Genomic DNA, 24196 nt, shown 5'->3' on the forward strand with positions numbered 1-24196 from the left:
CCCGCGAGCCTACCGAAGATCGCGTGCATGCGTTCGGCGTGGACCGCACAGCACCTGGAGTTGGCGGCGCCGAGGGCCGAGATGGCAGGATGACGGATCGTCGGGGGCGGGAACTCCCAGGCCGCCGGGCCGTCGCAAACCCGTCGCAAACCCGTCGCAAACCCGTCGCAAACCGTAAGGAGTCATCCATGAAGACAGGCACCGCGACGACGCGGCGCAGGCTGTTGGCAGTACTGATCGCCCTCGCGTTGCCGGGGGCCGCCGTTGCGCTGCTGGCCGAACCATCAGCGACCGGCGCGTCGGACCCGTGCGCGGCCAGCGAAGTGGCGAGGACGGTCGGTTCGGTCGCCAAGTCGATGGGCGACTACCTGGATTCACACCCAGAGACCAACCAGGTGATGACCGCGGTCTTGCAGCAGCAGGTAGGGCCGGGGTCGGTCGCATCGCTGAAGGCCCATTTCGAGGCGAATCCCAAGGTCGCATCGGATCTGCACGCGCTTTCGCAACCGCTGACCGATCTTTCGACTCGGTGCTCGCTGCCGATCAGCGGCCTGCAGGCGATCGGTTTGATGCAGGCGGTGCAGGGCGCCCGCCGGTAGATGCCGGACCGCCGCCGGGTCCGGCGCAGTCGAGCGTGAGGCAGCGGTCGCCTACCGGGGCGGTGTCTCGCCGCCTTCTGGTCGCAGGTCAGGGGTCGGCGCTGGACCTTGCGGTGTGGTTTCGACCGGGTCGTCGCAGGGTGTGCCCTGCGGTTGGATGACAAGTCGCAGGTTTGGATCGGTTGGCGGGTCGCGATCGTTGTCGGAATCGGCGGTGCTCTCGGTGCGGAACATGAAGAAGAACACCACCCAGCCGATTGCGGCGATGAGCAGCCAGCTGATCAGCCGGTAGATCAACATCGCCGAGATGGCACTCGGCAAGGGCATGCCGCTGGATACCAGGCCGGGTACCAGCACCGCCTCGACCACCAACAGACCACCGGGCATCAGCGGTATGGTGCCGACCGCGCGGGCGGCGGCGTAGGCGACCGCCAGCCCACCGACCGAGGCATGGTCGCCGGCGGCGTACGCGGCGAAACCGAGGCAGGCTACGTCGGCGATCCAGTTGAACAACGACCAACCGAACGCCACGCCCAGGTCGCGCCTGCCCAGGCTGACCGATTCCAGCTGCATGAGCGTCTCGCGCCACTTCGGTAGGCCGGCATCGGCCGGCCTACCGCGAACCGAGTTGGCCCACGACAAAACTCTCCTGCCGATCCCCTCGATGAGCTCCGGCCGCGACGCCACCGCCTGGGCCAGTAGCAGCAATGTGACGAAGCCGCCCAGGGTGAACAGCAGTGAGAACGGGTTGTTCTTGGCGCCCAGGAAGAATGCGCCACCCAACCCGAGCAATGCCAAGCCCACCGCCTGCAACACGCCCGACATGACCAGCTGCCATGACGCCACCACCGTCGAGGCGCCCCAGATGCGTTGCTGACGGAGTAAGAACGTAGCCGACAACACCGGCCCACCCGGCAGCGTGGTGCTCAGCGAGTTGGCGGCGTAGAAGGCGGCCTCCGACCGCCATTGCTTGACGTGCACCCCGGCGGATTTCAGCAGGGTTCGCTGAATCTGGGCGAAGCTGTGCATCGAGGCGCCCGCGGCTGCCACCGCGGCCAGCAACCACCACCACTTGGCGCGATACAAGCTCACCCAGGCCTTGGCGAGCTGGTCCCAGCCCAACGCCACCTCTATAGCAAGCACGATTGCGACGATGGCCAGTACCGCCCATCGCAACCACCAGTACTTGCCGCGCGGGGGTACGCCCTCAGCGGGGGGTGCCCCCACCCGCGTGCGAGGGAGTGCCCCCACGCGCTGGCGGAGGTTGCGGGCGGGGGCGTCGTGCGACACGTGCTTAAGGGTAACCGTGCAGGTGGCGCCGTAATCGCGATACATCGCTAACCGTGTCAGCCTCGTTGGGGGGTCGTGACCGGATCGTGCCGCCTGGCAAAGTAACTATGCGGGCTCGACGCGACCCGCCGCGACCTTACGACGCCGCCGTTCCCGTTACGCTTGCCGGATGTCGGCGAGCCTGGATGACGCTTCGGTCGCACCGCTGGTTCGCAAGACCGCGGCCTGGGCGTGGCGGTTCTTGGTCATCCTGGCCGCGATGGTCGCGCTGCTGTGGGTCCTCAACAAGTTTGAGGTCATCGTCGTCCCGGTGTTGCTGGCGCTGATGTTGAGTGCGTTGCTGGTGCCGCCGGTGGATTGGCTGGACTCCCGGGGCCTGCCGCGCGCTGTCGCGGTGACGCTGGTCTTGTTGAGCGGTTTCGCGGTTCTCGGCGGCATCCTGACGTTCGTCGTCAGCCAATTCATCGCGGGGTTGCCGCATCTGGTCACCGAGGTTGAGCGCAGCATCGACTCCGCGCGCAGATGGCTGATCGAAGGCCCGGCGCACTTGCGCGGCGAACAGATCGACAACGCGGGCAACGCCGCGATCGAGGCGCTGCGCAACAACCAGGCGAAGCTGACCAGTGGCGCATTGTCGACTGCAGCCACCATTACCGAGCTGGTTACCGCGGCGGTGCTGGTACTGTTCACGCTCATTTTCTTCCTCTACGGGGGCCGGAGCATCTGGCAGTACGTCACGAAGGCCTTCCCGGCCAGCGTCCGTGACAGAGTGCGTGCGGCGGGGCGCGCCGGTTATGCGTCGCTGATCGGGTACGCGCGGGCCACCTTCCTAGTGGCATTGACCGATGCGGCCGGGGTGGGCGCGGGGCTGGCGGTGATGGGTGTGCCGCTGGCATTACCGCTGGCCTCGCTGGTGTTTTTCGGTGCCTTCATTCCGTTGATCGGTGCCGTGGTCGCCGGGTTTCTGGCCGTGGTGGTGGCCCTGCTGGCCAAGGGCATTGGCTACGCGCTGATCACGGTCGGTTTGCTAATCGCGGTGAACCAACTTGAGGCCCATTTACTGCAGCCGCTGGTGATGGGTCGGGCGGTGTCGATTCACCCGCTGGCCGTGGTGCTGGCCATTGCCGCTGGCGGTGTGCTTGCCGGAGTCGTCGGCGCCCTGTTGGCCGTCCCGACGGTCGCTTTCTTCAACAATGCGGTGCAGGTGCTGCTGGGCGGGAATCCGTTCGCCGACGTGGCAGACGTTTCTTCCGATCACCTCACCGAGGTTTAAAGGCGTCCTTCGCGGCGAAGCAGATCCTGGGCGGACAGGGCGCCGCCGCCGCGGCGGCGCTGGCGCGTCTTATCGCTCGTGCCGCGGGCATTCAGCTGCTCAGTGGCTGCCTCTGAGTCGTCGCCGTCCGACCGTATGATTGGCAGGGCCGCGGTGGGTTCGGCCGGGTCACCGGCTGCGTCTGTGGAGCGGTTCGCCGCAAGCGGCATAGCCCGGGTCTGACCGGCAGACGGGGCCGATGGCGGGGTCGGGGTTGGTGGCGGCGTGGATGCTGGCGACTGCACGGACCGACCGGCAGCCGCGAGGCGGGTTGTCGGCGGCTCCGTCGACGACCCGATCTGCATCCGTGTGGTGCTCGCCCCAGACGGCGCCGCCGGCGCGGCAGTTGCTTCCAGGGCAGGCGTGAGCTCCGGTGAGCTTGCTGGACTCGAGCGGGCCGGTCGAGGTGACTCCGCCAGCGGATGGGTCGGATCGTGCGGTGGGCGCGGGTCCCCAGCGGCGCGCGCCGCAACCAGCCCAGCTGTGACCGGAGGACGTGCGGGACGCCCGTTGCTGACGGGCCGCTTGCGCTCGTCGGGCAGGTGGATCTCGCCCAGCCCGATGCGGGTCTGCAGGCGTCTGGCCCAGCGCGGTGCCCACCAGCAGTCATCGCCGAGCAGCTTCATCACCGATGGCACTAAAAACATCCGCACCACGGTCGCGTCCAGCAGCAGCGCCGCCATCAGTCCAAAGGCCAGATACTTCATCATCACCAGGTCGGAGAACACGAACGCGCCCGCGACGACGGCAACAATCAGCGCCGCGGCGGTAATGATGCGTCCGGTGGCTGCGGTGCCGATCCGGATCGCCTCCTGGGTCGACATGCCGCGCTCTCGCGCCTCGACCATCCGGGACACCAAGAACACCTCGTAGTCGGTGGATAGGCCGAAGACCAGCGCGATGATCAGCCCGATCACCGGCGCTGTCAGCGGGGTCGGCGTGAAATTCAGCCACTTCGAAAAGTGTCCGTCGACGAATATCCACGTCAGGATGCCCATGGTGGACCCGAGCGTCAGAGCGCTCATCAGCGTCGCCTTGATTGGCAGCACCACCGAGCCGAACGCCAAGAACATCAAGACGATCGTGGTGGTCAGCAGGATGACCACCATCAGCGGCATCTTCGCGAACAGGCCGTGGATTGAATCCAGCTCCAGGGCGGGAGTTCCACCGACCAAGACCGTGATTCCTTTGGGCGGGGTGATCGCGCGCAGCTCGGTGAGCTTCTTCGACGCGTCAGCCGGGTTGATCAACCCGTTCTGCAGGACGCGCACCGATGGATCTTTAGATGCGCCTACCGCGTAGGCACGCTCTTGCCACATATTCGCCGGATCGTTGTCCGGCTCGATGAATCCGCCGATCGCCATCGCCTTGCTGCGGATGTCAGCGATCTGCGCGTCGGTGACCGGTTGATGGTTGCTGGTCTGGATCACCAGTGTCAGCGGATTGGTGCGGTATCCGGGGAAGAGTTTGTCGAACTCCTCCTGCGCCTGGCGCACCGAATTGGTCGGCGGCAAGTACTTCTCGCTGATCCCGCCCAATGACAGCTTGCCCACCGGGATAATCAGCAAAATCATGATGATGACGATCGGTGCGGCGAACAGCACTGGGCGCTTCATCACCCGGTTAACCAGCTTGCCCCAGAAGCCGGCTTCGACCTCTTCGCGGGTCTTGGTCCGCTGCAGGCGGTCGGCGAGCCAGTTCAGGTAGGCGGCCGAAATCTTCCAGTTCGCCAGGAAGGGCACCCGGAACAGGGTCCGCACGCCGAGCGCGTCGACGTGTTTGCCCAGGATCCCCAGACAGGCCGGCAACACGGTGATAGACAGGATGGCCGACAGCATCACCGATGCGATCGTGGCGTAGGTCAGCGACTTCAGGAAACCCTGCGGGAAGAGCAGCAGACCGATCGCCGACGCGACGATCAACACCGCCGAGAACGTCACCGTGCGTCCGGCGGTGATCACCGTGCGCCGTACTGCCGTCTCGGTGTCGTAGCCTTCGGCGATCTCTTCGCGGAACCGGCTCACGATGAACAACCCGTAGTCGATGGCGATCCCCAGACCGATCAGCGACACCACGGGCTGGGCGAAATAGTGCACGGGACCGAAGATCGCGAGGAACCGCATGATGCCCAGCGCGCCGGCGATGCACAGCCCTCCGACCATCACCGGTAGGCCGGCGGCGATCACGCCGCCGAACACGAAGAACAACACCACCGCCACCAACGGCAGCGCCAGCACTTCCATTCGCCGTTGGTCGGTGGCGATGGTGCCGGTCAACGCCTCGGCCACCGGTTGCAGCCCGGCGAGCTTCACCGTGCCTCCGTCGAGCCGCTGCAGGTCGGGTGCGATGGCCTTGTAGTTGTTGAGGATGGTGTCGTCGTCATCACCCTTGAGCGGGATGGAAACGAAGGTGTACTTCTTGTCGGCGGTGGCCATGCCGGTCGCCTGACTCGCTCTCAGGTAGCCGGCCCATCCCAAGACCTGGTCGGGGTGATCCTGCTGGAACCGGTTGAGCTCGTCGACGACCTTCTTTGACCAGGCCGGGTCGTCAACGGTCTTGCCGGCTGGGGCTTGGAAGATCGCGACGATGTGACCGCTTCGGTCTCGGCCGTAGACCTGGTCGCCCAGCACCGATGCTTGCACCGATTGGCTGCCGTCGTCGTAGAAGCCGCTCTGCGTGACGTGCTTGCCGAGGCTCAGCCCGAAAACGCCGCCGCCGAGGCATAGAGCGACCATGACCCCGATTACGATGAACCGGTAGCGGTACACAGTTCGACCCCACCAGGCGAACACGTAAGCTCCTTACTGGATCGGCAGCGACCCGCGTATTGCTTTTTGGTTGTCACACACGTCGGCTGTCACACTCGCGAGGTCAACAGCGAGGACAGCGGCCGGAACGGCTGCAGCCAAGCCCCCTGCTCAGGTAGCGAATCGAGGCCGATTCGAGGTAGTGGTTCCCGGAAAACACCAGCGATGTCCTCCAGGTCGACGAACTCCAAGGTATCCGACGCTAGCGCCCAACTGGCGTGTTCACGAAATCCGAGCACTTGAACTGGGGTTCCGCTGCGGGCGACCGCCTCCAACGGTTGGCGGAATGCCTGACCGTCGGCCGACGCCACCACCAGCGCGGCGAGCCCTTCGCGGTAGCGCTCGTCGATGTGCGCCAACATGTCGCGGTCAACGTCGCTGTCCTCGTCTACTTTCGGTTTGGCGAAGACGGCGAATCCGACATTGCGCAACGCGTCCACCCACGGCCGGACCACCTCGGCGCTGCCAGGGGCGATGTTGGTGAAGACGGTGGCCTCCGGTTCGGTCGAGATGCCTGGACGGCCGGCCACAATCTCTGCGGTTCGGGCCAGCAGCCAGCGTCCCAGGGCGTCGAATCGTGGTCGTTCCAGTGCTGTCGGCCGGCGGCCCAAGATGGAGCCCAAACCCATGTCGAGGTTGGGAGCGTCCCACACCAGCAATACCCGTGCCCCCGGCGCACCGAGACTGGTCAGCCCGTCCTGCGATAAGTCTTCCGCCAGTACCGAGTGCCGGGCGAGGGATTCAGATGTTTGTGAAGTCACGTCTTCGGTCAGGCTCATCATCATCTAATTTTCAGGTCTCTTTCAGAGCAACCGTGCTTTTTCCATAACAACTCGATGACTGCGCCGCCCCCAAGCTGGGCTTTCCTCTCGTACTTGGTAGCCGGTCGGACGACCGAAATCGGCAGCAGTTCGGTGTCGGGGTCGACGCGAACCAGCCGGGGTTCGGCGTCGCCGGCCGCGGCGATGTGCTCGGCGTAGCCGGGATGGTCGGTCGCGGCGTGCAGCACACCACTGGGAACGAGCCGGTCTGCGATCAAGGCCATGGTGGCCGGCTGTAACAGGCGGCGCTTATGGTGGCGTGCCTTCGGCCACGGATCGGGGAAGAAGACTCGAACACCGCACAACGAATCGGGGGCGATCAAGTGTTGCAGCACGTCGACGGCATTGCCAAGGATCAGCCGGATGTTGATCCCGTCGGAGCCCACTTTGTCAATCGCGCAGAGCAGCTGAGCCAGCCCGCGGCGATAGACGTCCACAGCGATCACGTCGACATGGGGTTCGGCCTTCGCCATCGCCAGCGTCGACGTGCCGCTGCCGGAGCCGATCTCCAACACCACCGGCGCGTCACGGCCAAACCAGGCACGGGTATCCACCGGTGTCCCGCGCGGGGATTGAGGTAGCGCCAGGAGGCCAAGCTCCGGCCAAAGTCGCTCCCAGGTCTCGCGTTGGGCCTTGGAGATCCCCGACCGCCGCGACCGGATGCTCGTGCTGGGGAGCTGGCCCGATGCCACCGGTGTGTCGGGACGTAGCCCTACCCCGGGTTGCGCATGCATTTGTCCATGGTGGACCATCAGCGCCCGGCGTAGCCGCCCCTGGTCCAGATTGATACCCAACAGTTGCCTTCGGCGGGTAGCGGACAACTGCTGACTCGCGCCTCGGCGGCGAGGGTGCCACCATTCTGAACGAACCGATCGGGTGGGAGATGCGCGGACAAGGGCACCAGATTTTCGTCGACGAGCTGGCGCGATTCGCCACCAGCTCCGCCGACCAGCGGGTAGTGGCGATCGCGCAGCGGGCCGCCGAACCGCTGCGCGTAGCGGTCCGTGGGCGTCCCGGGGTGGGTTGCCGCACGGTGGCGCGCGCCCTGCAGGGTGCTGGGAGCTCGTCGGGCATGACGGTGACACCGCAAGCACGCGCCGCCGACTCTGACGTCGACCTGGTCGTCTACGTCACCGTCGAGGTAGTCAAGCCCGAGGACCGCGAAGCCATCGCCGCCACCCGGCGCCCGGTGGTGGCGGTGTTGAACAAGGCCGATCTGGCCGGCCCGCTCTCGGGTGCAGGTCCGATCGTGATGGCGCAGGCCCGGTGCGCGCAATTTTCTACACTCCTCGGGGTCCCCATGGAGTCCATGATCGGGTTGCTCGCCGTCGCGGCGCTCGACGATCTTGATGACACCTTGCGGGCCGCGCTGCGGGCGCTAGCCGCCCACCCCGACGGCTTTGACGCTCTCGACCGAGCCGTTGCGGGGTTTCTGGCGGCAGCCCTGCCGGTCCCTACCGAGGTACGGTTGCGGTTGCTGGACACCCTCGACCTGTTCGGCATCGCACTGGGCATGGCAGCGTTCCGGCCGGGCCGGCCCTCGCGAACCCCGGCGCAGCTCCGCACCCTGTTACGCCGGGTCAGCGGTGTCGACGCCGTCATCGACAAGGTCACCGCCGCCGGTTCTGAGGTGCGCTACCGGCGGTTGCTTGACGCGGTCGCGGAGCTGGAGGCGCTGGCCGCGCAGGCCAAGGAGATCGGCGGTCCGATCGGTGAGTTCTTGCGCGACGACGACACAGTTCTCGCCCGGATGGCGGCCGCCGTCGACGTAGCCCTGGCCGTCGGGCTAGACGTTGGCCCGTTGGACGATCCGGCCGCCCACCTGCCGCGGGCGGTGCGGTGGCATCGTTACAGCCTGGACAACGGTGACATGCACCGCACGTGCGGCGCGGATATCGCTCGGGGATCCCTTCGGCTGTGGTCGCTGGCCGGCGGCATGCCCCTGCACCGATACCGGAAGTCATCGTGATCCGCGCGGCTAGTGATGACCCGGCCGGGGTGGACGAGCTGGTGGCAGCGATCGCGCCGGGGCTTGCCGGGCTGGGTTTGCCGGTCATCAACCGCCGCGAGGTGGTGCTGGTGACCGGTCCGTGGCTGGCCGGGGTTAGCGGTGTGCGCGCGGCACTGGCCGAAAGGCTGCCGCAGCGTAGGTTCGTCGAGACGGCAGAGTTGGGACCCGGCGATGCGCCGGTGGCGGTGGTGTTCGTTGTTTCCGCGGCAACCGCGCTGACCGAATCCGATTGCGTGTTGCTGGACACCGCCGCGGAGCACACCGATGCGGTGGTAGCTGTGGTGTCCAAGATCGACGTGCACCGCGGCTGGCGTGACGTGCTTACCAGTAACCGCGACAGGCTGGCCGCGCGCGCGTCCCGCTACGCCCGGGTGCCCTGGGTTGGCGCGGCCGCCGCACCTGAGCTGGGCGAGCCATACCTGGACGACTTGGTCGCCGCCATCCAGAAACAGCTCGCCGATCCGGCTGTCGCGCGGCGAAACATGTTGCGTGCGTGGGAATCCCGGCTTCTGATGGTCGCGCGGCGGTTCGATGGCGATGCACAGAGCGCCGGTCGGCGGGCACGGGTCGACGCGTTGCGCCAGCAACGGCGCACGGTCCTGCGGCAGGGGCGTCAATCGAAGTCTGAACACACCATCGCGCTGCGCGCGCAGATCCAGCACGCTCGGGTCAAATTGTCCTACTTTGCCCGCAATCGGTGTTCGTTGCTGCGCGTCGAGCTGCAGGAGCACGTCGCCGGTCTGTCCCGGAAGGACATCGCCAGGTTCGCGGCATACACGCGCGGCCGGGTCCAGGAGGTGGTCGCCGAGGTGGGCGAAGGTGCCGTCGCGCACCTTGCCGACGTCGCGCAGCTGTTGGGTGTGCCGGTGCAGCCACCGGTCCTCGAGAACCTCCCGGCGGTGCTCCCGACGGTTGTGGCCCCGCCACTGACATCACGACGATTGGAGATCCGGCTGACAACACTCTTGGGCGCCGGGTTCGGGCTGGGTATCGCGCTGACCCTGAGCAGGCTGGTGGCGGGTCTTACTCCCGGCCTGGCTGCATCGGGGATGGTGGCGGGTGTGGCGATCGGCCTGGCGGTGACCGCCTGGGTGGTGAATGCCCGCGCGCTGCTGCACGACCGTGTCGTGGTGGACCGCTGGACGGGTGAGGTGACGGCATCGCTGCGGTCCGTGGTGGAGCAGCTGGTCGCCACTCGGGTGGTGGCTGTCGAGACGCTGCTGAGCACCGCGATTAGTGAACGCGACGACGCCGAGAACGCCCGGGTGGCCGATCAGGTCAGCATCATTGACGGCGAACTGCGCGAACACGCCGTCGCTGCGGCGCGGGCCGCGGCCCTGCGTGACCGGGAGATGCCGGCGGTGCGGGCCGCACTTGAGGCGGTGCGTGCAGAACTCGGCGAGCCGGGTACGCCCACAACAGGCCTGTTCTGAAGCTTCTGAATCGTTGTTGTGAGCAGGCTTATACCCGCCCAAGTCTTCCCTGACAAGTTCTGGGCGATACCCTGGATAAAAAGTGTCTCACTAGGTGAGCGGCCGTATCAGCCTCGCCACCAAGACGGGCATACCTAACCCATACGTAACCGCGAGCACCCGATAACTACGCAGGAGAATTCGATGACCTCAGCGACCATCCCCGGTCTGGATACCGCGCCGACGAATCACCAGGGGTTGCTGTCCTGGGTCGAAGAGGTCGCCGAGCTCACCCAGCCGGACCGGGTGGTCTTCACTGACGGCTCGGAAGAAGAGTTCCAGCGGCTCTGCGATCAGCTAGTCGAGGCCGGCACGTTCATCAGGCTCAACCCCGAGAAGCACAAGAACTCCTACCTGGCATTGTCGGATCCGTCCGATGTCGCGCGGGTGGAGTCGCGGACGTACATCTGCTCGGCGAAAGAGATCGACGCCGGCCCCACCAACAACTGGATGGATCCCGGCGAAATGCGGTCCATCATGAAAGACCTGTACCGGGGTTGCATGCGCGGGCGCACCATGTATGTGGTGCCGTTCTGTATGGGACCGCTGGGCGCCGAGGACCCCAAACTTGGTGTGGAGATCACCGACTCCGAGTACGTCGTCGTCTCCATGCGCACCATGACCCGGATGGGCAAGGCCGCGCTGGAGAAAATGGGCGACGACGGTTTCTTTGTCAAGGCGCTGCACTCGGTCGGCGCGCCGCTGGAACCGGGCCAAAAGGACGTGGCCTGGCCCTGCAGCGAAACCAAGTACATCACCCACTTCCCGGAGACCCGGGAGATCTGGAGCTACGGCTCGGGCTACGGCGGCAACGCGTTGCTGGGCAAGAAGTGCTACTCACTGCGTATCGCGTCGGCGATGGCCCACGATGAGGGCTGGCTGGCCGAGCACATGCTGATCCTCAAGCTGATTTCGCCGGAGAACAAGGCTTACTACTTCGCGGCCGCATTCCCGTCGGCGTGTGGCAAGACCAACCTGGCGATGCTGCAGCCAACCATCCCCGGCTGGCGTGCGGAGACACTCGGAGACGACATCGCATGGATGCGATTTGGCAAGGACGGTCGCCTGTACGCCGTCAACCCGGAATTCGGCTTCTTCGGGGTGGCGCCGGGCACCAACTGGAAGTCGAACCCTAACGCCATGCGCACCATTGCCGCCGGCAACACGGTGTTCACCAATGTCGCACTCACCGACGACGGCGACGTGTGGTGGGAGGGCCTGGAAGGCGACCCGCAGCACCTGATCGACTGGAAGGGCAACGACTGGTACTTCCGCGAGACGGAAACCAATGCGGCACACCCGAACTCCCGGTACTGCACACCGATGTCGCAGTGCCCGATCCTGGCCCCCGAGTGGGATGACCCGCAGGGCGTCCCGATCTCGGGGATCCTGTTCGGCGGCCGCCGCAAGACCACGGTTCCGCTGGTCACCGAGGCGCGCGACTGGCAGCACGGGGTGTTCATCGGTGCGACCCTGGGTAGCGAGCAGACCGCCGCGGCCGAGGGCAAGGTCGGCAATGTGCGCCGCGACCCGATGGCCATGCTGCCGTTTTTGGGCTACAACGTTGGGGACTACTTCCAGCACTGGATCAACCTGGGCAAGCACGCCGATGAGTCCAAGCTGCCCAAGGTGTTCTTCGTCAACTGGTTCCGTCGCGGTGACGACGGTCGCTTCCTGTGGCCGGGCTTCGGCGAGAACAGCCGGGTGCTGAAGTGGATCGTCGATCGCATCGAGCACAAGGCCGGCGGTGCGACCACCCCGATCGGCACCGTTCCCGCCGTGGAGGACTTGGACCTGGACGGACTGGACGTCGACGCCGCCGATGTAGCCGCGGCGCTGGCAGTCGATGCCGATGAATGGCGTCAGGAACTGCCGCTGATCGAAGAATGGCTGCAGTTCGTCGGCGAGAAGCTGCCGACCGGTGTCAAAGATGAGTTCGACGCCCTGAAGGAGCGCCTAGGTTAGGGCGAGCAGACGCATAAGCCCCCGCACGCACGGCGTGTCGAGGGCTTTAGTGTCTGCTCGCGCTCGTTAGCGGCGGGCACGCACAAGTTCTTCGACAGCGCGCAAAGACACCGAAAGCCTCTCTTCCCAACCGCCCGTGATCACCACGAATGATCGTCCCGCGGCGCGGAGAGCCTGCTCGCAGCGGGCGAAAAAGGTACCGCGTGCGCCGGGGACACAGCGTCCGTCGTCGGCGTCCCAGGGCACATCGGGCGTGGTGAGCAGTGTGAGATCGTAGGGACGCCGAGCTAGATCACGGAGCTCTTGCGGGCAGCCGCCCGCCAGGAACTCGGCCCACACGGTCGTCGCGAGCGGATCCGTGTCGCAGATCAGGACGCGATCGGCGTCACGAGCCAAGGCTTCCTCCGACGCGATCTGTCCGCGAACGATTTCGGCCCACTCCAGTCCTATCAGTGAGCCGCCATTGAGCTCCCGCAACATTTTCGCCCGCTCCGGGACCCACTTCGTTCGGAGCTTTTCCGCAACCGCCTGTGCCAGCGTGGTCTTCCCGGTGGATTCGGGTCCGATGATGCTCACGCGTTTGACGAAGGCCGGCCGCACGCACCGTGGGATGTGTTGCCAGTGGCCAAGCGGGTCCGCGCGGATGTCGGTTGCAGTCACGGGAACGACGGTGCGACCGTGATCGACCGCCACGAAACGCGCTCCGAGGACCTGGGCAAAGTCCGCGTTGTAGGGCTCGGCACCGAAGACGAAGTCGGGGCGGGTTGCCAGCACGCCCTGCAGGCTCGCCTTCCAGATGTCCCAGAAGTCCGGGTGCTCCCACGGGCGCTGCGGGTTCTCGTTGGCCAGATGGACCACGCGATCGAAGGGGAACAGCTCCCGCATCCATGCAACGCGCTGGGCGCCCGGAATCGGCTCTGCTGCCGTTGATCCGACGACGATGGTCAGCTCATCCACCCATCGCCGCGCGAACTCGCAAAGGTAGACGTGTCCCGCATGGGGCGGCATGAACTTGCCGAGCACCATTCCGTGTGTCACGACGTCGCCTCAGCGATTCGGCCGGCGATGACATTCTCCCACTCGTCCAGCCGCGAAAGAAAGTACGCCTCAGCCTCATCGAAGCTGATTCCGACGTCAGGAGCGACCTTGGCTACGACGTCGGCGTAGACCCGGGAGGCCTCTGGGTCGACGAATTCCCACTGACCGAGGGGCCATTTCGCGGTGAGATAACCCGCGTCCGAGTACGCTTGGTACAACGGCGTTCCCGGATAGGGGACGATCCGGCTCATGAACTTGAAGCAGACCGTATACTTTGTTGCCCGCAGCAGGCGGACTGTTTCGCGTAGCTCGTCGGGCTGCACGGTGGGGTGAAACATAATGGTGCCCGGGATAACGTCAATGCCGAGCTGTTGCAGGGCGTTGATCGTGTCGGCGGCATCTTGTCCACGAGTGAGGATCTGCTTGCGGTAGGCGCGCAGTTGCTCGTAGGACCCAGTCTCCACGCCGATGAATACCCGACGCAGGCCCGCCCTGTGCAGATGTTTGAACAAGTCCAGATCGACAACGGAGTCCAGCCGGATATCGACCATGAAGTTGACGCTGATCCCCCTCCTGAGTACCGCGTTGGCAAAGTCAGCGGCGCGTTGCTGCGAACCGGGGTGTTTGGAGATAAACAGGTCGTCGGTGATGGATAGGAAGTTGACGTCGTAGTCCGACACCAGATAATCGATCTCGTCGACGACCGCGTCAACCGACTTCGCCCGGTAGCTGTCCTTCCCTAGCATCGCGGACATGGCCCCGGTGCCGCAGAACGTGCAGCGGTAGGGGCATCCGCGGGTGGAAAAGACGGAGGCGGCGAAGCCATCAGCAAGGACGGTCGGCAACTCGTCGCGAGCCGGGCGAGGCAACTCGTCAAGGTCGACCAGCGAGGAGGGTGTGCGCAGGATCTGTCCCTGCTCACTACGGCGGGCTAGTCCCGGGACGTCGTCAACCGCAGCGTCATTCGCCAGGGCCAAGGCCAGCTTGGTGAACGCTACCTCCCCGTCGCCAACGACGACGTAGTCGAAACAGTCATGCTGGCGCAGGATGCGCTCGTAGTTCAGTGTTGCCATCGCATTCCCGATGACGATGCGCACGCCATCCCAGGCCTGTCTCGCGCGCTGCGCCAACCACAACACCTCCGGAAATGTGTCGATGCAGGAAAAGCCGACAAGCCGGGGCGTTCCTGATAAGGCGGCGGCGCTTTGCATGGCCAGCCACGTCTCCTGCACGGACCCGTGGCCGGCGACCAGGCCGTTGACGGAGGTGACTGCGATCCCTTGGGTCTTGGCGTATGCCTTGATCGACATCATCCCGAGGTGCTCCATGGGCATGGAGCAATACAGCCACGGATCTCCAAGCTTGAGTCCGTCAACGTACGACAGCCCGTCTTGACGGACGCCTGGAGGATTGACCAGAAGAGTTGCCACGTGGAGAACTTTACAAACGATTTCGGCTGGTGATGGGCGGAATTGCGCCCTGCGGCTCTGGTCGCCGGGCCGCGACGTACCCTCGGCGCATGCAGATTCGCCCGTATATCGGCGCCGATAAGCCCGCCGTCATCCTGTATCCGTCCGGGACGGTCATCAGCTTCGACGAGTTGGAGGCCCGCGCCAACCGGTTGGCGCATTGGTTCCGCCAGGCTGGTCTGCGCGAGGACGACGTCGTGGCCATCCTGATGGAGAACAACGAGCACGTGCACGCGGTCATGTGGGCGGCTCGCCGCAGCGGGTTGTACTACGTGCCGATCAATACCCACCTGACCGCCTCCGAGGCCGCCTACATCGTCGACAACAGCGGTGCCAAAGCAATTGTCGGTTCGGCGGCGCTGCGCGAGACCTGCCACGGCCTGGCCGAACACCTTCCGGGCGGGCTGCCGGACCTGCTGATGCTTGCCGGGGGCGGTCTGGTCGGCTGGATGACCTACCCGGAATGCGTTGCCGATCAACCAGACACCCCGATCGAGGACGAACGCGAGGGTGACCTGCTGCAGTACTCGTCGGGAACGACTGGCCGACCGAAGGGAATCAAACGCGAATTGCCACACGTCTCACCGGATGCGGCACCCGGGATGATGCCGGCACTGCTCGATTTCTGGATGGACGCCGACTCGGTATATCTGAGTCCCGCGCCGATGTACCACACCGCTCCGTCAGTGTGGACGATGAGCGCACTGGCCGCGGGCGTCACCACCGTCGTGATGGAGAAGTTCGACGCCGAGGGCGCCCTCGACGCCATCCAGCGCTACCGGGTGACCCACGCGCAATTCGTCCCGGCCATGTTCGTCCGGATGCTGAAACTCCCTGAAGCAGTTCGTAATTCGTATGACATGTCCAGCCTTAGGCGAGTGATCCACGCGGCCGCTCCATGTCCAGTCCAGATCAAGGAGCAGATGATTCACTGGTGGGGACCGATCATCGACGAGTACTACGCCTCCTCGGAAGCCAGCGGGTCGACGTTGATCACAGCCGAGGATTGGTTGACGCATCCGGGTTCGGTCGGCAAGCCCATACAGGGCGGGGTGCACATCGTGGGCGCCGACGGCAGCGAGCTGCCGCCGAACCAGCCGGGCGAAATCTATTTCGAGGGCGGGTACCCCTTCGAATACCTCAACGATCCGGCGAAAACCGCGGCGTCGCGCAACAAGCACGGCTGGGTAACCGTCGGCGACGTCGGCTATCTCGACGACGACGGCTACTTGTTCCTGACCGGCCGGCGCCACCACATGATCATCTCCGGCGGCGTGAACATCTACCCGCAGGAGGCGGAGAACCTCTTGGTCGCCCACCCCAAGGTGCTCGACGCGGCGGTGTTCGGCGTTCCCGACGACGAGATGGGTCAACGTGTCATGGCCGCGGTGCAAACCGTCGACTCCGCCGATGCCAACGATCAGTTCGCCGGCGAGCTATTAGCCTGGTTACGAGACCGCTTGTCACACTTCAAGTGTCCAAGGTCGATCGCGTTCGAACCGCAATTGCCGCGCACCGACACCGGAAAGCTCTACAAGAGCGGGCTGGTCGAAAAATACTCGGTGTGACCGATGCTGCCGGGGGCCCGACCTGTCCACCCAGACACCGGCTATATCCCGCCCCGGGCCACCAGTTGTCCGGCTATCACGTTGCGCTGGATCTCGTTGGTGCCTTCACCGAGGATCATCAAGGGTGCGTCGCGGAAGTACCGTTCCACGTCGTACTCGGTCGAGTAGCCGTAGCCGCCGTGGATACGCACGGCGTTTAGGGCGATTTCCATCGCGACCTCGGAGGCGAACAACTTGGCCATCCCGGCCTCCATATCGCAGCGTTGGCCGCTGTCGTACCGCTCGGCGGCATAGCGGGTCAGCTGACGGGCCGCTGTGAGCTTGGTCGCCATGTCGGCCAGGTAATTGCCGACCGCCTGATGCTGCCAGATCGGTCGGCCAAAGCTTTCCCGTTGCTGAGCGTAGGCCAGCGAGTCCTCGAGTGCCGCCGTCGCCACGCCCAGCGCCCGCGCGGCCACTTGGATGCGACCCGTTTCAAGTCCCTTCATCATCTGCGAAAAGCCTTGACCCATGGCTCCGCCCAGGATCGCCGAGACCGGCACCCGGAGGTTGTCGAACGACAGCTCGCAGGATTCGACGCCCTTGTAACCCAACTTCGGCAAGTCCCGCGACACCGTGAGTCCCGGCCCGGGTTCGACGAGCACGATCGACATGCCTTGGTGCCGCGGTGTGGCGTTCGGGTCGGTCTTGCACAGCACCGCGAAAAGTCCGGACCGGCGGGCGTTGCTGATCCACGTCTTGCAGCCGTTGATCAACAACCCGGCAGAGCCTTCAGGGCCGTCGGCCAACGCCGTGGTCGACATGTTCTGCAGATCCGAGCCACCGCCGGGCTCGGTTAGCGCCATGGTGGCCCGCAGCTCGCCACTGGCCATCGGGGGCAGATATGTCCGCCGCTGTTCCTCGGTGCCAAACAGGGTCAGCAATTTGGCGACGACGGTGTGCCCGCCCATCGCGCCGGCCAGGCTCATCCAGCCGCGTGCCAGCTCCTGGGTGACTTGCACATAGCACGGCATCGACACCGGCGACCCGCCGTACTGTTCGTCGATCGCCAGGCCGTAGATGCCGATGTGTTTCATCTGCTCGATCCACGCCTCCGGGTAGCTATTGGCATGCTCGACCTCACGGACGGTTGGCTTCACGTCTCGGTCGATGAATGCCCGCACGGTGGCGACCAGCATCGCTTCGTCGTCGTTGAGCTCGTTGCGCACCTTTTGTCGCCCTCCGTATTGACCCCCTGTCCGATAGCCTGCCAGCATGTGGCGTTGTGGCTAGCGGGTATGGGGGCATCCGCGTCGGCGGGCCCTATTTCGATGACCTGTCAAAAGGTCAGGTGTTCGACTGGGCGCCGGGGGTCACACTGTCGCTGGGGCTGGCGGCCGCCCATCAGTCGATCGTGGGTAACCGGCTACGCCTGGCTCTGGACTCCGACCTGTGTGCGGCGGTGACGGGTATGCCGGGGCCGCTGGCGCATCCGGGCCTGGTTTGCGATGTGGCGATCGGCCAGTCAACTTTGGCGACTCAGCGGGTCAAAGCCAACCTGTTCTACCGCGGGCTCAGGTTTCACCGATTTCCGGCAGTGGGCGACACCCTCTACACCCGTACCGAGGTGGTGGGGCTGCGAGCCAACTCGCCCAAACCGGGCCGTGCGCCAACCGGATTGGCGGGGCTGCGGATGACCACGATCGACCGGACCGATCGGTTGGTGCTCGATTTCTACCGGTGCGCCATGCTGCCCGCCAGCCCCGATTGGAAACCCGGCGCTGTGCCAGGTGACGACTTGTCCAGGATCGGTGCCGACGCGCCGGCGCCGGCCGCCGATCCAACCGCACACTGGGACGGTGCGGTTTTCCGAAAGCGGGTTCCCGGGCCGCACTTCGATGCCGGTATTGCCGGTGCGGTGTTGCATAGCACCGCAGACCTGGTCAGTGGAGCGCCGGAGCTGGCTCGGCTCACCCTCAATATCGCTGCTACGCACCATGATTGGCGGGTCAGCGGACGACGGCTGGTCTACGGCGGGCATACCATCGGACTGGCACTCGCGCAGGCAACCCGGCTATTGCCTAACCTGGCGACCGTCCTGGACTGGGAATCCTGCGACCACACCGCTCCGGTACACGAGGGCGACACCCTCTACAGCGAGCTGCATATCGAGTCTGCGCAGGCCCACGCAGACGGGGGTGTGCTGGGACTGCGGTCACTGGTCTACGCGGTCAGCGATTCGGCGAGTGAGCCCGATCGGCAGGTGCTCGACTGGCGTTTTAGCGCCTTGCAATTCTAGGTTCGGTTACTAAGGGCCAGCGCGGCACGCAAACTGTTGCACTGACTAGTGAAGAACCTTTGTGAGACCCCAACATTCGGGGCCACACGATCGAAACCGTGGAAGGCGCCTTCGACTACTTCTACCTGGCATGGCACCCCGGCTGCTGTCAGACGTTCGGCATAGGCCAGATCCTCGTCGTGGAGCAGGTCGTGGGTGCCGACGCCGATCCATGCCGGCGCCAGCCCTCCTAGGTCGTCACGCCGTCCCGGGACCGCGACCCGTGCGTCCGCATCGCCAAGATATGCCCGCCAGCCGAACCGGTTGGCGCGCCCGTTCCATAGCCGGTAGTGCGGGTTGGCGGGGGCGATCGACGTCCGGTCGTCGAGCATGGGGTACACCAGCAACTGAAATGCCGGTGTGATGCCGCCACGGTCGCGGGCAAGCAGAGCCAGCGCCGCCGCGAGGCCGCCGCCGGCACTAGCGCCGCCGATTGCCACCCGCGCGGGGTCCACCGCCGGCAGGCTGGCCAGCCAGGTCAACGCCGAGTAGCAGTCGCCCAGGGCGGCAGGATACGGATTTTCCGGCGCCAGGCGGTAGTCCACCGATGCGACAGTGATGCCCAGTCTGCTGCTGAACCGGAGGCAGAGCCGATCGTCCTGTTGCGCGGTGCCCATTACGTATCCGCCGGCGTGGATCCACAGCAGCGCGGGCGCTGGTTCGTTGCTGCCGGCGGGTCGGTATAGCCGGACACCGACCCCGGATTCCAGGGTGAGCACCTCGATATCGGGGGGTGTACGGGACATTCGAAGCCCCGCGACGACGATCAATGCCCGCATGACTGGCAGGGTGCGAGGACCGACCAGCTGTCGTGGGGTGACGACGGCGATGCGACGCAGGTCGGGGTGGACTTCGTTGCCGGACACCGGTCCAGTATGCGTCGGCGCAATTTCGCCTCGGTACAGCGATGGCTTTGGCAGGCTGCGGTTAGTCGAACGAGGATCGGGATGGTGGCCTGATGAGTGATCCAGCAAGAGGGGCGGAAGCCGAGGATGCCTACGGTTTTCCCGCCGGGCTGTGGCGCTGGCTGCAGCGGCATCCACCGCCGGCGTTGCACCGGCTCACCCGGTTTCGCAGCCCGTTGCGTGGTCCGTGGTTGACGTCGGTGTTCGGCCTGGTGCTATTGGTGGCGTTGCCTTTCGTCATCATCACCGGGCTACTTTCTTATATCGCCTATGCGCCGCAGCTGGGCCAGGCCATCCCGGGTGACGTCGGCTGGCTGCGACTCCCCGCTTTCACCTGGCCCACCCGTCCGTCCTGGCTGTACCGGTTGACCCAGGGGCTGCATGTGGGGCTGGGGCTGGTGATCATTCCCGTGGTGCTGGCCAAGTTGTGGTCGGTGATACCGCGGCTGTTTGTGTGGCCGCCGGCGCGCTCGATTGCCCAGGTGCTCGAACGGTTGTCGGTGCTGATGCTGGTCGGTGGGATCCTGTTCCAGATCGTCACCGGCGTGCTCAACATTCAGTATGACTACATCTTCGGGTTCAGCTTCTACACCGGCCACTATTTTGGGGCTTGGGTCTTCATTGCGGGTTTCCTGTTGCATATCGTGGTCAAGATCCCCCACATGGTCACCGGGTTGCGATCGATACCGATGCGAGAAGTGTTGGGTACCAACGTGGCTGACACCCGGGCGCAGCCGTGCGATCCGGACGGGCTGGTGTCGGTCAATCCGGGCGAGGCCACGCTAAGCAGACGCGGTGCCCTGGGATTGGTCGGTGCCGGGGTGCTGCTGATCGGGGTGCTGACGGTTGGGCAAACCCTGGGCGGGTTCACCCGCAAGGCCGCCCTGCTGCTGCCCCGGGGCCGTGTCGTGAGCCCGGGCGACTTCCCGGTCAACAAGACCGCCGCCGCCGCCGGGATCACCGCGGAGGCCATTGGCCCCGACTGGCGGCTGGTGCTGCGTGGCGGGCCTGCGGAAGTAGTGCTGGATCGCGCCACGCTGGCCGGCCTGCCGCAACGCACCGCCCGGCTGCCGCTGGCCTGCGTCGAAGGGTGGTCGGCCGTGCGCACCTGGAGCGGCGTGCCGCTGGCCGAGCTGGCGCTGCTGGCGGGCGTGCCGGCGGCGCGCTCGGCACGGGTTACATCGCTGCAGCGCGGCGGGGCGTTCGGCGAGGCGAAGCTGGCGGCAAACCAGATCGCCGACCCCGATGCGCTGCTGGCGTTGCGGGTCGACGGGGCGGATCTGTCGCTGGATCATGGCTACCCGGCCCGCATCATCGTTCCCGCACTGCCCGGTGTGCACAACACGAAATGGGTCGCTGGCATCGAATTCCACAAGAGGTGAAATGTTCGACATTGCAACGCGTTTCAAAAACTCCTACGGGTCAGGTCCATTGCACCTGCTGGCGATGGTGTCTGGCTTCGCCCTGCTGGGCTACATCGTGGCCACCGCCAGGCCCTCGGCGCTGTGGAACCAGGCCACCTGGTGGCAGTCGATCGCGGTCTGGTTTGTCGCCGCCGTCGTAGCCCACGACCTGCTGTTGTACCCGCTCTACGCGCTGGCCGACCGGATCCTGGCCAGGCTAGTCGGCAGGCGCGACGTCTCGGCGCCCCGCCGCCGCCCGGAACTACCGGTACGCAACTACATTCGGATCCCGGCGCTGGCAGCCGGCTTGACGCTGCTGGTTTTCCTGCCCGGCATCATCAGACAGGGTGCGCCGACATACCTGGATGCGACCGGACAGACGCAGGAACCATTTCTGGGCAGGTGGTTGCTGCTCACCGCGGTCGCGTTCGGGATCAGCGCGGCCGCTTACGCCATTCGGCTGGTGGTGGCGCACGTGAGGCGGCGCCGAGCGGGGTGTTCGCGGGTCGACGCGATCGACGAGGAGTAGGCTCCCACCATGAACCAGCGACGCGCCGCCGGGTCAACCGGTGTGGCCTACATCAGATGGTTGCTACGTGCCCGTCCCGCTGACTATATGCTGGCCTTGAGTGTCGCCGGGGGTTCGCTACCGGTGGTGGGTAAGCACCTCAAGCCGCTCGGCGGCGTTACTGCCATCGGCGTCTGGGGCGCCCGGCACGCATCCGATTTCTTGTCCGCGACGGCGAAGGATTTACTGACCCCCGGTATCAACGAGGTTCGCCGTCGAGATCGTGCCAGCACGCAGGAGGTTTCCGTCGCGGCCTTACGCGGCATCGTTTCGCCCGACGACCTTGCCGTCGAATGGCCGGCGCCGGCGCGCACGCCGCCGGTCTGCGGGGCGCTGCGCCACCGCCGTTACGTCCACCGCCGTCGCGTCCTCTACGGCGACGACCCGGCCCAGTTGCTCGACGTATGGCGCCGCAAAGATATGCCCACCAAACCCGCGCCGGTGTTGATCTTCGTCCCAGGCGGTGCCTGGGTGCACGGCAGTCGCGCCATCCAGGGGTATGCGGTGCTGTCTCGGCTGGCCGCACAGGGGTGGGTGTGCCTATCGATCGACTACCGGGTCGCACCGCATCACCGCTGGCCACGACACATCCTGGATGTCAAGAGCGCCATCGCGTGGGCACGGGCCAATGTCGACAAATTCGGCGGTGACCGCAATTTCATTGCGGTGGCTGGTTGTTCGGCCGGCGGCCACTTGTCCGCGCTGGCCGGGCTCACCGCCAACGACCCGCAATATCAGGCCGAGCTGCCAGAGGGCTCCGACACGTCGGTCGACGCGGTGGTGGGGATTTACGGCCGCTACGACTGGGAGGACCGCTCCACCCCGGAACGTGCCCGGTTCGTCGATTTTCTGGAGCGGGTAGTGGTTCAGCGCACGATTGATCGTCACCCCGAAGTGTTCCGTGACGCGTCGCCGATCCAACGAGTCACCAGAAATGCACCGCCATTCCTGGTGATTCATGGCAGCCGTGACTGTGTCATCCCGGTTGAGCAGGCGCGGAGCTTTGTCGAGCGGTTACGAGCGGTCTCCCGCTCACAGGTTGGCTACCTGGAGCTGCCCGGTGCGGGCCACGGCTTCGACCTGCTAGACGGCGCTCGCACCGGCCCGACGGCACACGCGATCGCGCTGTTTCTCAACCAGGTTCATCGCAGCCGGGCACAGTTCGCGAAAGAGGTCATCTAAACGCCGGCCAATTGTATGGTCGCCCTATGAGTAGGGGGCTGCGGTGAAACGGCTCAGCGGCTGGGACGCGGTACTGCTTTACAGCGAGACCCCGAATGTGCACATGCACACACTCAAGGTCGCCGTGATCGAATTGGATTCGGACAGACAGGAATTCGGTGTCGACGCGTTTCGCGAGGTGATCGCTGGCCGGCTGCATAAGCTTGAGCCATTGGGCTATCAGCTGGTTGATGTCCCGTTGAAGTTCCATCACCCGATGTGGCGGGAGCACTGCAAGGTCGATCTCAACTACCACATCCGGCCGTGGCGGTTGCGCGCCCCGGGGGGTCGGCGCGAACTCGACGAGGCGGTCGGAGAAATCGCCAGCACCCCGCTGAACCGCGACCACCCGCTGTGGGAGATGTACTTCGTTGAGGGGCTTGCCAACCACCGGATCGCGGTGGTTGCCAAAATTCACCATGCGTTGGCTGACGGTGTTGCCTCGGCAAACATGATGGCACGGGGGATGGATCTGCTGCCGGGACCGGAGGTCGGCCGCTATGTGCCTGACCCCGCTCCTACCAAGCGGCAGTTGCTGTCCGCGGCGTTCATCGACCACTTGCGCCACCTCGGCCGGATTCCTGCAACCATCCGGTACACCACGCAGGGTCTAGGCCGGGTGCGACGTAGCTCGCGCAAGCTCTCACCCGCACTGACCATGCCATTTACCCCGCCACCGACGTTCATGAATCACCGGCTCACCCCGGAGCGCAGGTTCGCCACCGCCACCCTGGCGCTGATTGACGTGAAGGCGACGGCCAAGTTGCTGGGGGCGACGATCAACGACATGGTGCTGGCCATGTCGACCGGCGCTCTGCGTACCCTGCTATTGCGCTATGACGGCAAGGCCGAACCGCTGCTGGCGTCGGTCCCGGTGAGTTACGACTTCTCACCGGAGCGGATCTCCGGTAACCGCTTCACGGGAATGCTGGTGGCGCTGCCTGCCGACTCCGACGACCCGTTGCAGCGGGTGCGCGTCTGTCACGAAAACGCGGTCTCCGCCAAGGAGAGCCACCAGCTTTTGGGACCGGAGTTGATCAGCCGCTGGGCGGCTTACTGGCCACCTGCCGGTGCGGAAGCCTTGTTCCGGTGGTTGTCTGAGCGCGACGGCAGAACAAGGTACTCAACTTGAATATCTCGAATGTTCCCGGTCCGCGCGAACGCGGCCGCGTGGGGGCCGCGCTGGTCACCGAGATCTATTCGGTGGGCCCGTTGACCGCCGGTAGCGGATTGAATATCACGGTGTGGAGTTATGTCGATCAGCTCAATATCTCGGTGTTAACCGATGGTTCCACCGTGCAGGACCCGCATGAAGTAACCGCGGGAATGATCGCGGACTTCATCGAAATACGCCGCGCCGCTGGTCTTTCCGTGGAGTTGACAGTCGTCGAGTCCGCGATGGCGCAGGCATGACACGAAACACCGGACGA

General features: G+C 65.5%; 18 protein-coding genes and 1 pseudogene. 11 read left to right on the top strand and 8 right to left on the bottom strand.

What is annotated here, in order from left to right; translation table 11 throughout:
• Positions 1 to 188 precede the first annotated feature (188 nt).
• Positions 189 to 599 (top strand): hemophore, encoded by a 411-nt coding sequence (locus FF952_RS01090; RefSeq protein ID WP_003401194.1) that lies wholly within the window; start codon positions 189 to 191, stop codon positions 597 to 599.
• 51 nt (positions 600 to 650) lie between these two features.
• On the opposite strand, the gene FF952_RS01095 is transcribed toward FF952_RS01090, so the two are convergent.
• Entirely contained in the window at positions 651 to 1889 is a 1239-nt protein-coding gene (locus FF952_RS01095) for a lysylphosphatidylglycerol synthase transmembrane domain-containing protein (protein ID WP_003901825.1), read from the bottom strand.
• A gap of 169 nt (positions 1890 to 2058) precedes the next feature.
• Between FF952_RS01095 and FF952_RS01100 the strand changes: the two genes are divergently transcribed.
• Positions 2059 to 3162, top strand: a complete 1104-nt coding sequence (locus FF952_RS01100; RefSeq protein WP_003401196.1) for an AI-2E family transporter — start codon at positions 2059 to 2061, stop codon at positions 3160 to 3162.
• Here FF952_RS01100 and mmpL3 read toward each other — a convergent pair.
• The 3 genes from mmpL3 to trmB all read right to left on the bottom strand — a co-directional run bounded on the left by mmpL3 (position 3159) and on the right by trmB (position 7581).
• Positions 3159 to 5993, bottom strand: coding sequence for a trehalose monomycolate exporter MmpL3 (mmpL3, locus tag FF952_RS01105; protein ID WP_003899855.1), 2835 nt, complete (start codon positions 5991 to 5993; stop codon positions 3159 to 3161). The two genes, FF952_RS01100 and mmpL3, sit on opposite strands and share 4 nt — an antisense overlap.
• A 65-nt stretch (positions 5994 to 6058) precedes the next feature.
• Positions 6059 to 6787, bottom strand: coding sequence for an NYN domain-containing protein (locus FF952_RS01110; protein ID WP_003401202.1), 729 nt, complete (start codon positions 6785 to 6787; stop codon positions 6059 to 6061).
• Positions 6788 to 6789: 2 nt separating this feature from the next.
• Positions 6790 to 7581 carry a tRNA (guanosine(46)-N7)-methyltransferase TrmB gene (gene trmB, locus FF952_RS01115; protein WP_003401204.1) on the bottom strand — a complete coding sequence of 264 codons (792 nt, stop codon included), beginning with the start codon at positions 7579 to 7581 and terminating at the stop codon, positions 6790 to 6792.
• A 131-nt stretch (positions 7582 to 7712) separates the two neighbouring features.
• Between trmB and FF952_RS01120 the strand changes: the two genes are divergently transcribed.
• The 3 genes from FF952_RS01120 to FF952_RS01130 all read left to right on the top strand — a co-directional run bounded on the left by FF952_RS01120 (position 7713) and on the right by FF952_RS01130 (position 12277).
• Positions 7713 to 8798, top strand: coding sequence for a hypothetical protein (locus FF952_RS01120; protein ID WP_003401206.1), 1086 nt, complete (start codon positions 7713 to 7715; stop codon positions 8796 to 8798).
• Positions 8795 to 10273 (top strand): hypothetical protein, encoded by a 1479-nt coding sequence (locus FF952_RS01125; protein ID WP_003401208.1) that lies wholly within the window; start codon positions 8795 to 8797, stop codon positions 10271 to 10273. The genes FF952_RS01120 and FF952_RS01125 overlap by 4 nt, the downstream gene beginning before the upstream one ends.
• Positions 10274 to 10456: 183 nt before the next feature.
• Positions 10457 to 12277: a phosphoenolpyruvate carboxykinase (GTP) gene (locus FF952_RS01130; RefSeq protein WP_003401212.1), complete on the top strand. Its 1821-nt coding sequence runs from the start codon at positions 10457 to 10459 to the stop codon at positions 12275 to 12277.
• Positions 12278 to 12343: 66 nt separating this feature from the next.
• Here FF952_RS01130 and FF952_RS01135 read toward each other — a convergent pair whose 3' ends face one another.
• Together FF952_RS01135 and FF952_RS01140 are read right to left on the bottom strand one after the other, a co-directional pair.
• Complete coding sequence (locus FF952_RS01135; RefSeq protein WP_003401213.1) at positions 12344 to 13315, bottom strand: nicotinamide-nucleotide adenylyltransferase; 972 nt, start codon at positions 13313 to 13315, stop codon at positions 12344 to 12346.
• Positions 13312 to 14745, bottom strand: coding sequence for a B12-binding domain-containing radical SAM protein (locus FF952_RS01140; protein ID WP_180930842.1), 1434 nt, complete (start codon positions 14743 to 14745; stop codon positions 13312 to 13314). The genes FF952_RS01135 and FF952_RS01140 overlap by 4 nt, the downstream gene beginning before the upstream one ends.
• Positions 14746 to 14834: 89 nt before the next feature.
• On the opposite strand from FF952_RS01140, the gene fadD4 reads away from it, so the two are divergent.
• Entirely contained in the window at positions 14835 to 16352 is a 1518-nt protein-coding gene (gene fadD4 / locus FF952_RS01145; RefSeq protein WP_003911098.1) for a fatty-acid--CoA ligase FadD4, read from the top strand.
• A 41-nt stretch (positions 16353 to 16393) separates the two neighbouring features.
• Here fadD4 and FF952_RS01150 read toward each other — a convergent pair whose 3' ends face one another.
• On the bottom strand, positions 16394 to 17608 hold the full coding sequence (locus FF952_RS01150; protein ID WP_044109340.1) for an acyl-CoA dehydrogenase family protein: 1215 nt from the start codon (positions 17606 to 17608) through the stop codon (positions 16394 to 16396).
• 8 nt (positions 17609 to 17616) lie between these two features.
• On the opposite strand from FF952_RS01150, the gene FF952_RS01155 reads away from it, so the two are divergent.
• A complete protein-coding gene (locus FF952_RS01155; RefSeq protein ID WP_003401224.1) occupies positions 17617 to 18630 on the top strand; it encodes a MaoC family dehydratase in 1014 nt (337 codons plus the stop codon).
• Here the strand turns inward: FF952_RS01155 and FF952_RS01160 are convergent.
• The gene (locus FF952_RS01160) at positions 18627 to 19535 is read right to left on the bottom strand and encodes an alpha/beta hydrolase (protein WP_003401227.1); all 909 of its coding nucleotides are present in this window, start codon (positions 19533 to 19535) and stop codon (positions 18627 to 18629) included. The genes FF952_RS01155 and FF952_RS01160 overlap by 4 nt on opposite strands.
• A 92-nt stretch (positions 19536 to 19627) precedes the next feature.
• Here FF952_RS01160 and FF952_RS01165 point away from each other — a divergent pair, with 92 nt between their 5' ends.
• From FF952_RS01165 to FF952_RS01180, 4 genes and pseudogenes are all read left to right on the top strand, one after another.
• Entirely contained in the window at positions 19628 to 20956 is a 1329-nt protein-coding gene (locus tag FF952_RS01165; RefSeq protein ID WP_003901829.1) for a molybdopterin-dependent oxidoreductase, read from the top strand.
• Between the two features lies 1 nt (position 20957).
• Complete coding sequence (locus tag FF952_RS01170) at positions 20958 to 21506, top strand: hypothetical protein (protein WP_003401230.1); 549 nt, start codon at positions 20958 to 20960, stop codon at positions 21504 to 21506.
• A gap of 9 nt (positions 21507 to 21515) precedes the next feature.
• A complete protein-coding gene (gene lipC, locus FF952_RS01175) occupies positions 21516 to 22727 on the top strand; it encodes an esterase LipC (RefSeq protein ID WP_003905256.1) in 1212 nt (403 codons plus the stop codon).
• 43 nt (positions 22728 to 22770) lie between these two features.
• Positions 22771 to 24179: pseudogene (locus tag FF952_RS01180) on the top strand (WS/DGAT/MGAT family O-acyltransferase).
• The last annotated feature ends 17 nt before the right edge of the window (positions 24180 to 24196 follow it).

Origin of the sequence: Mycobacterium tuberculosis complex sp. N0072 (assembly GCF_030323725.1) — a bacterium.
GTDB lineage: Bacteria > Actinomycetota > Actinomycetes > Mycobacteriales > Mycobacteriaceae > Mycobacterium > Mycobacterium tuberculosis.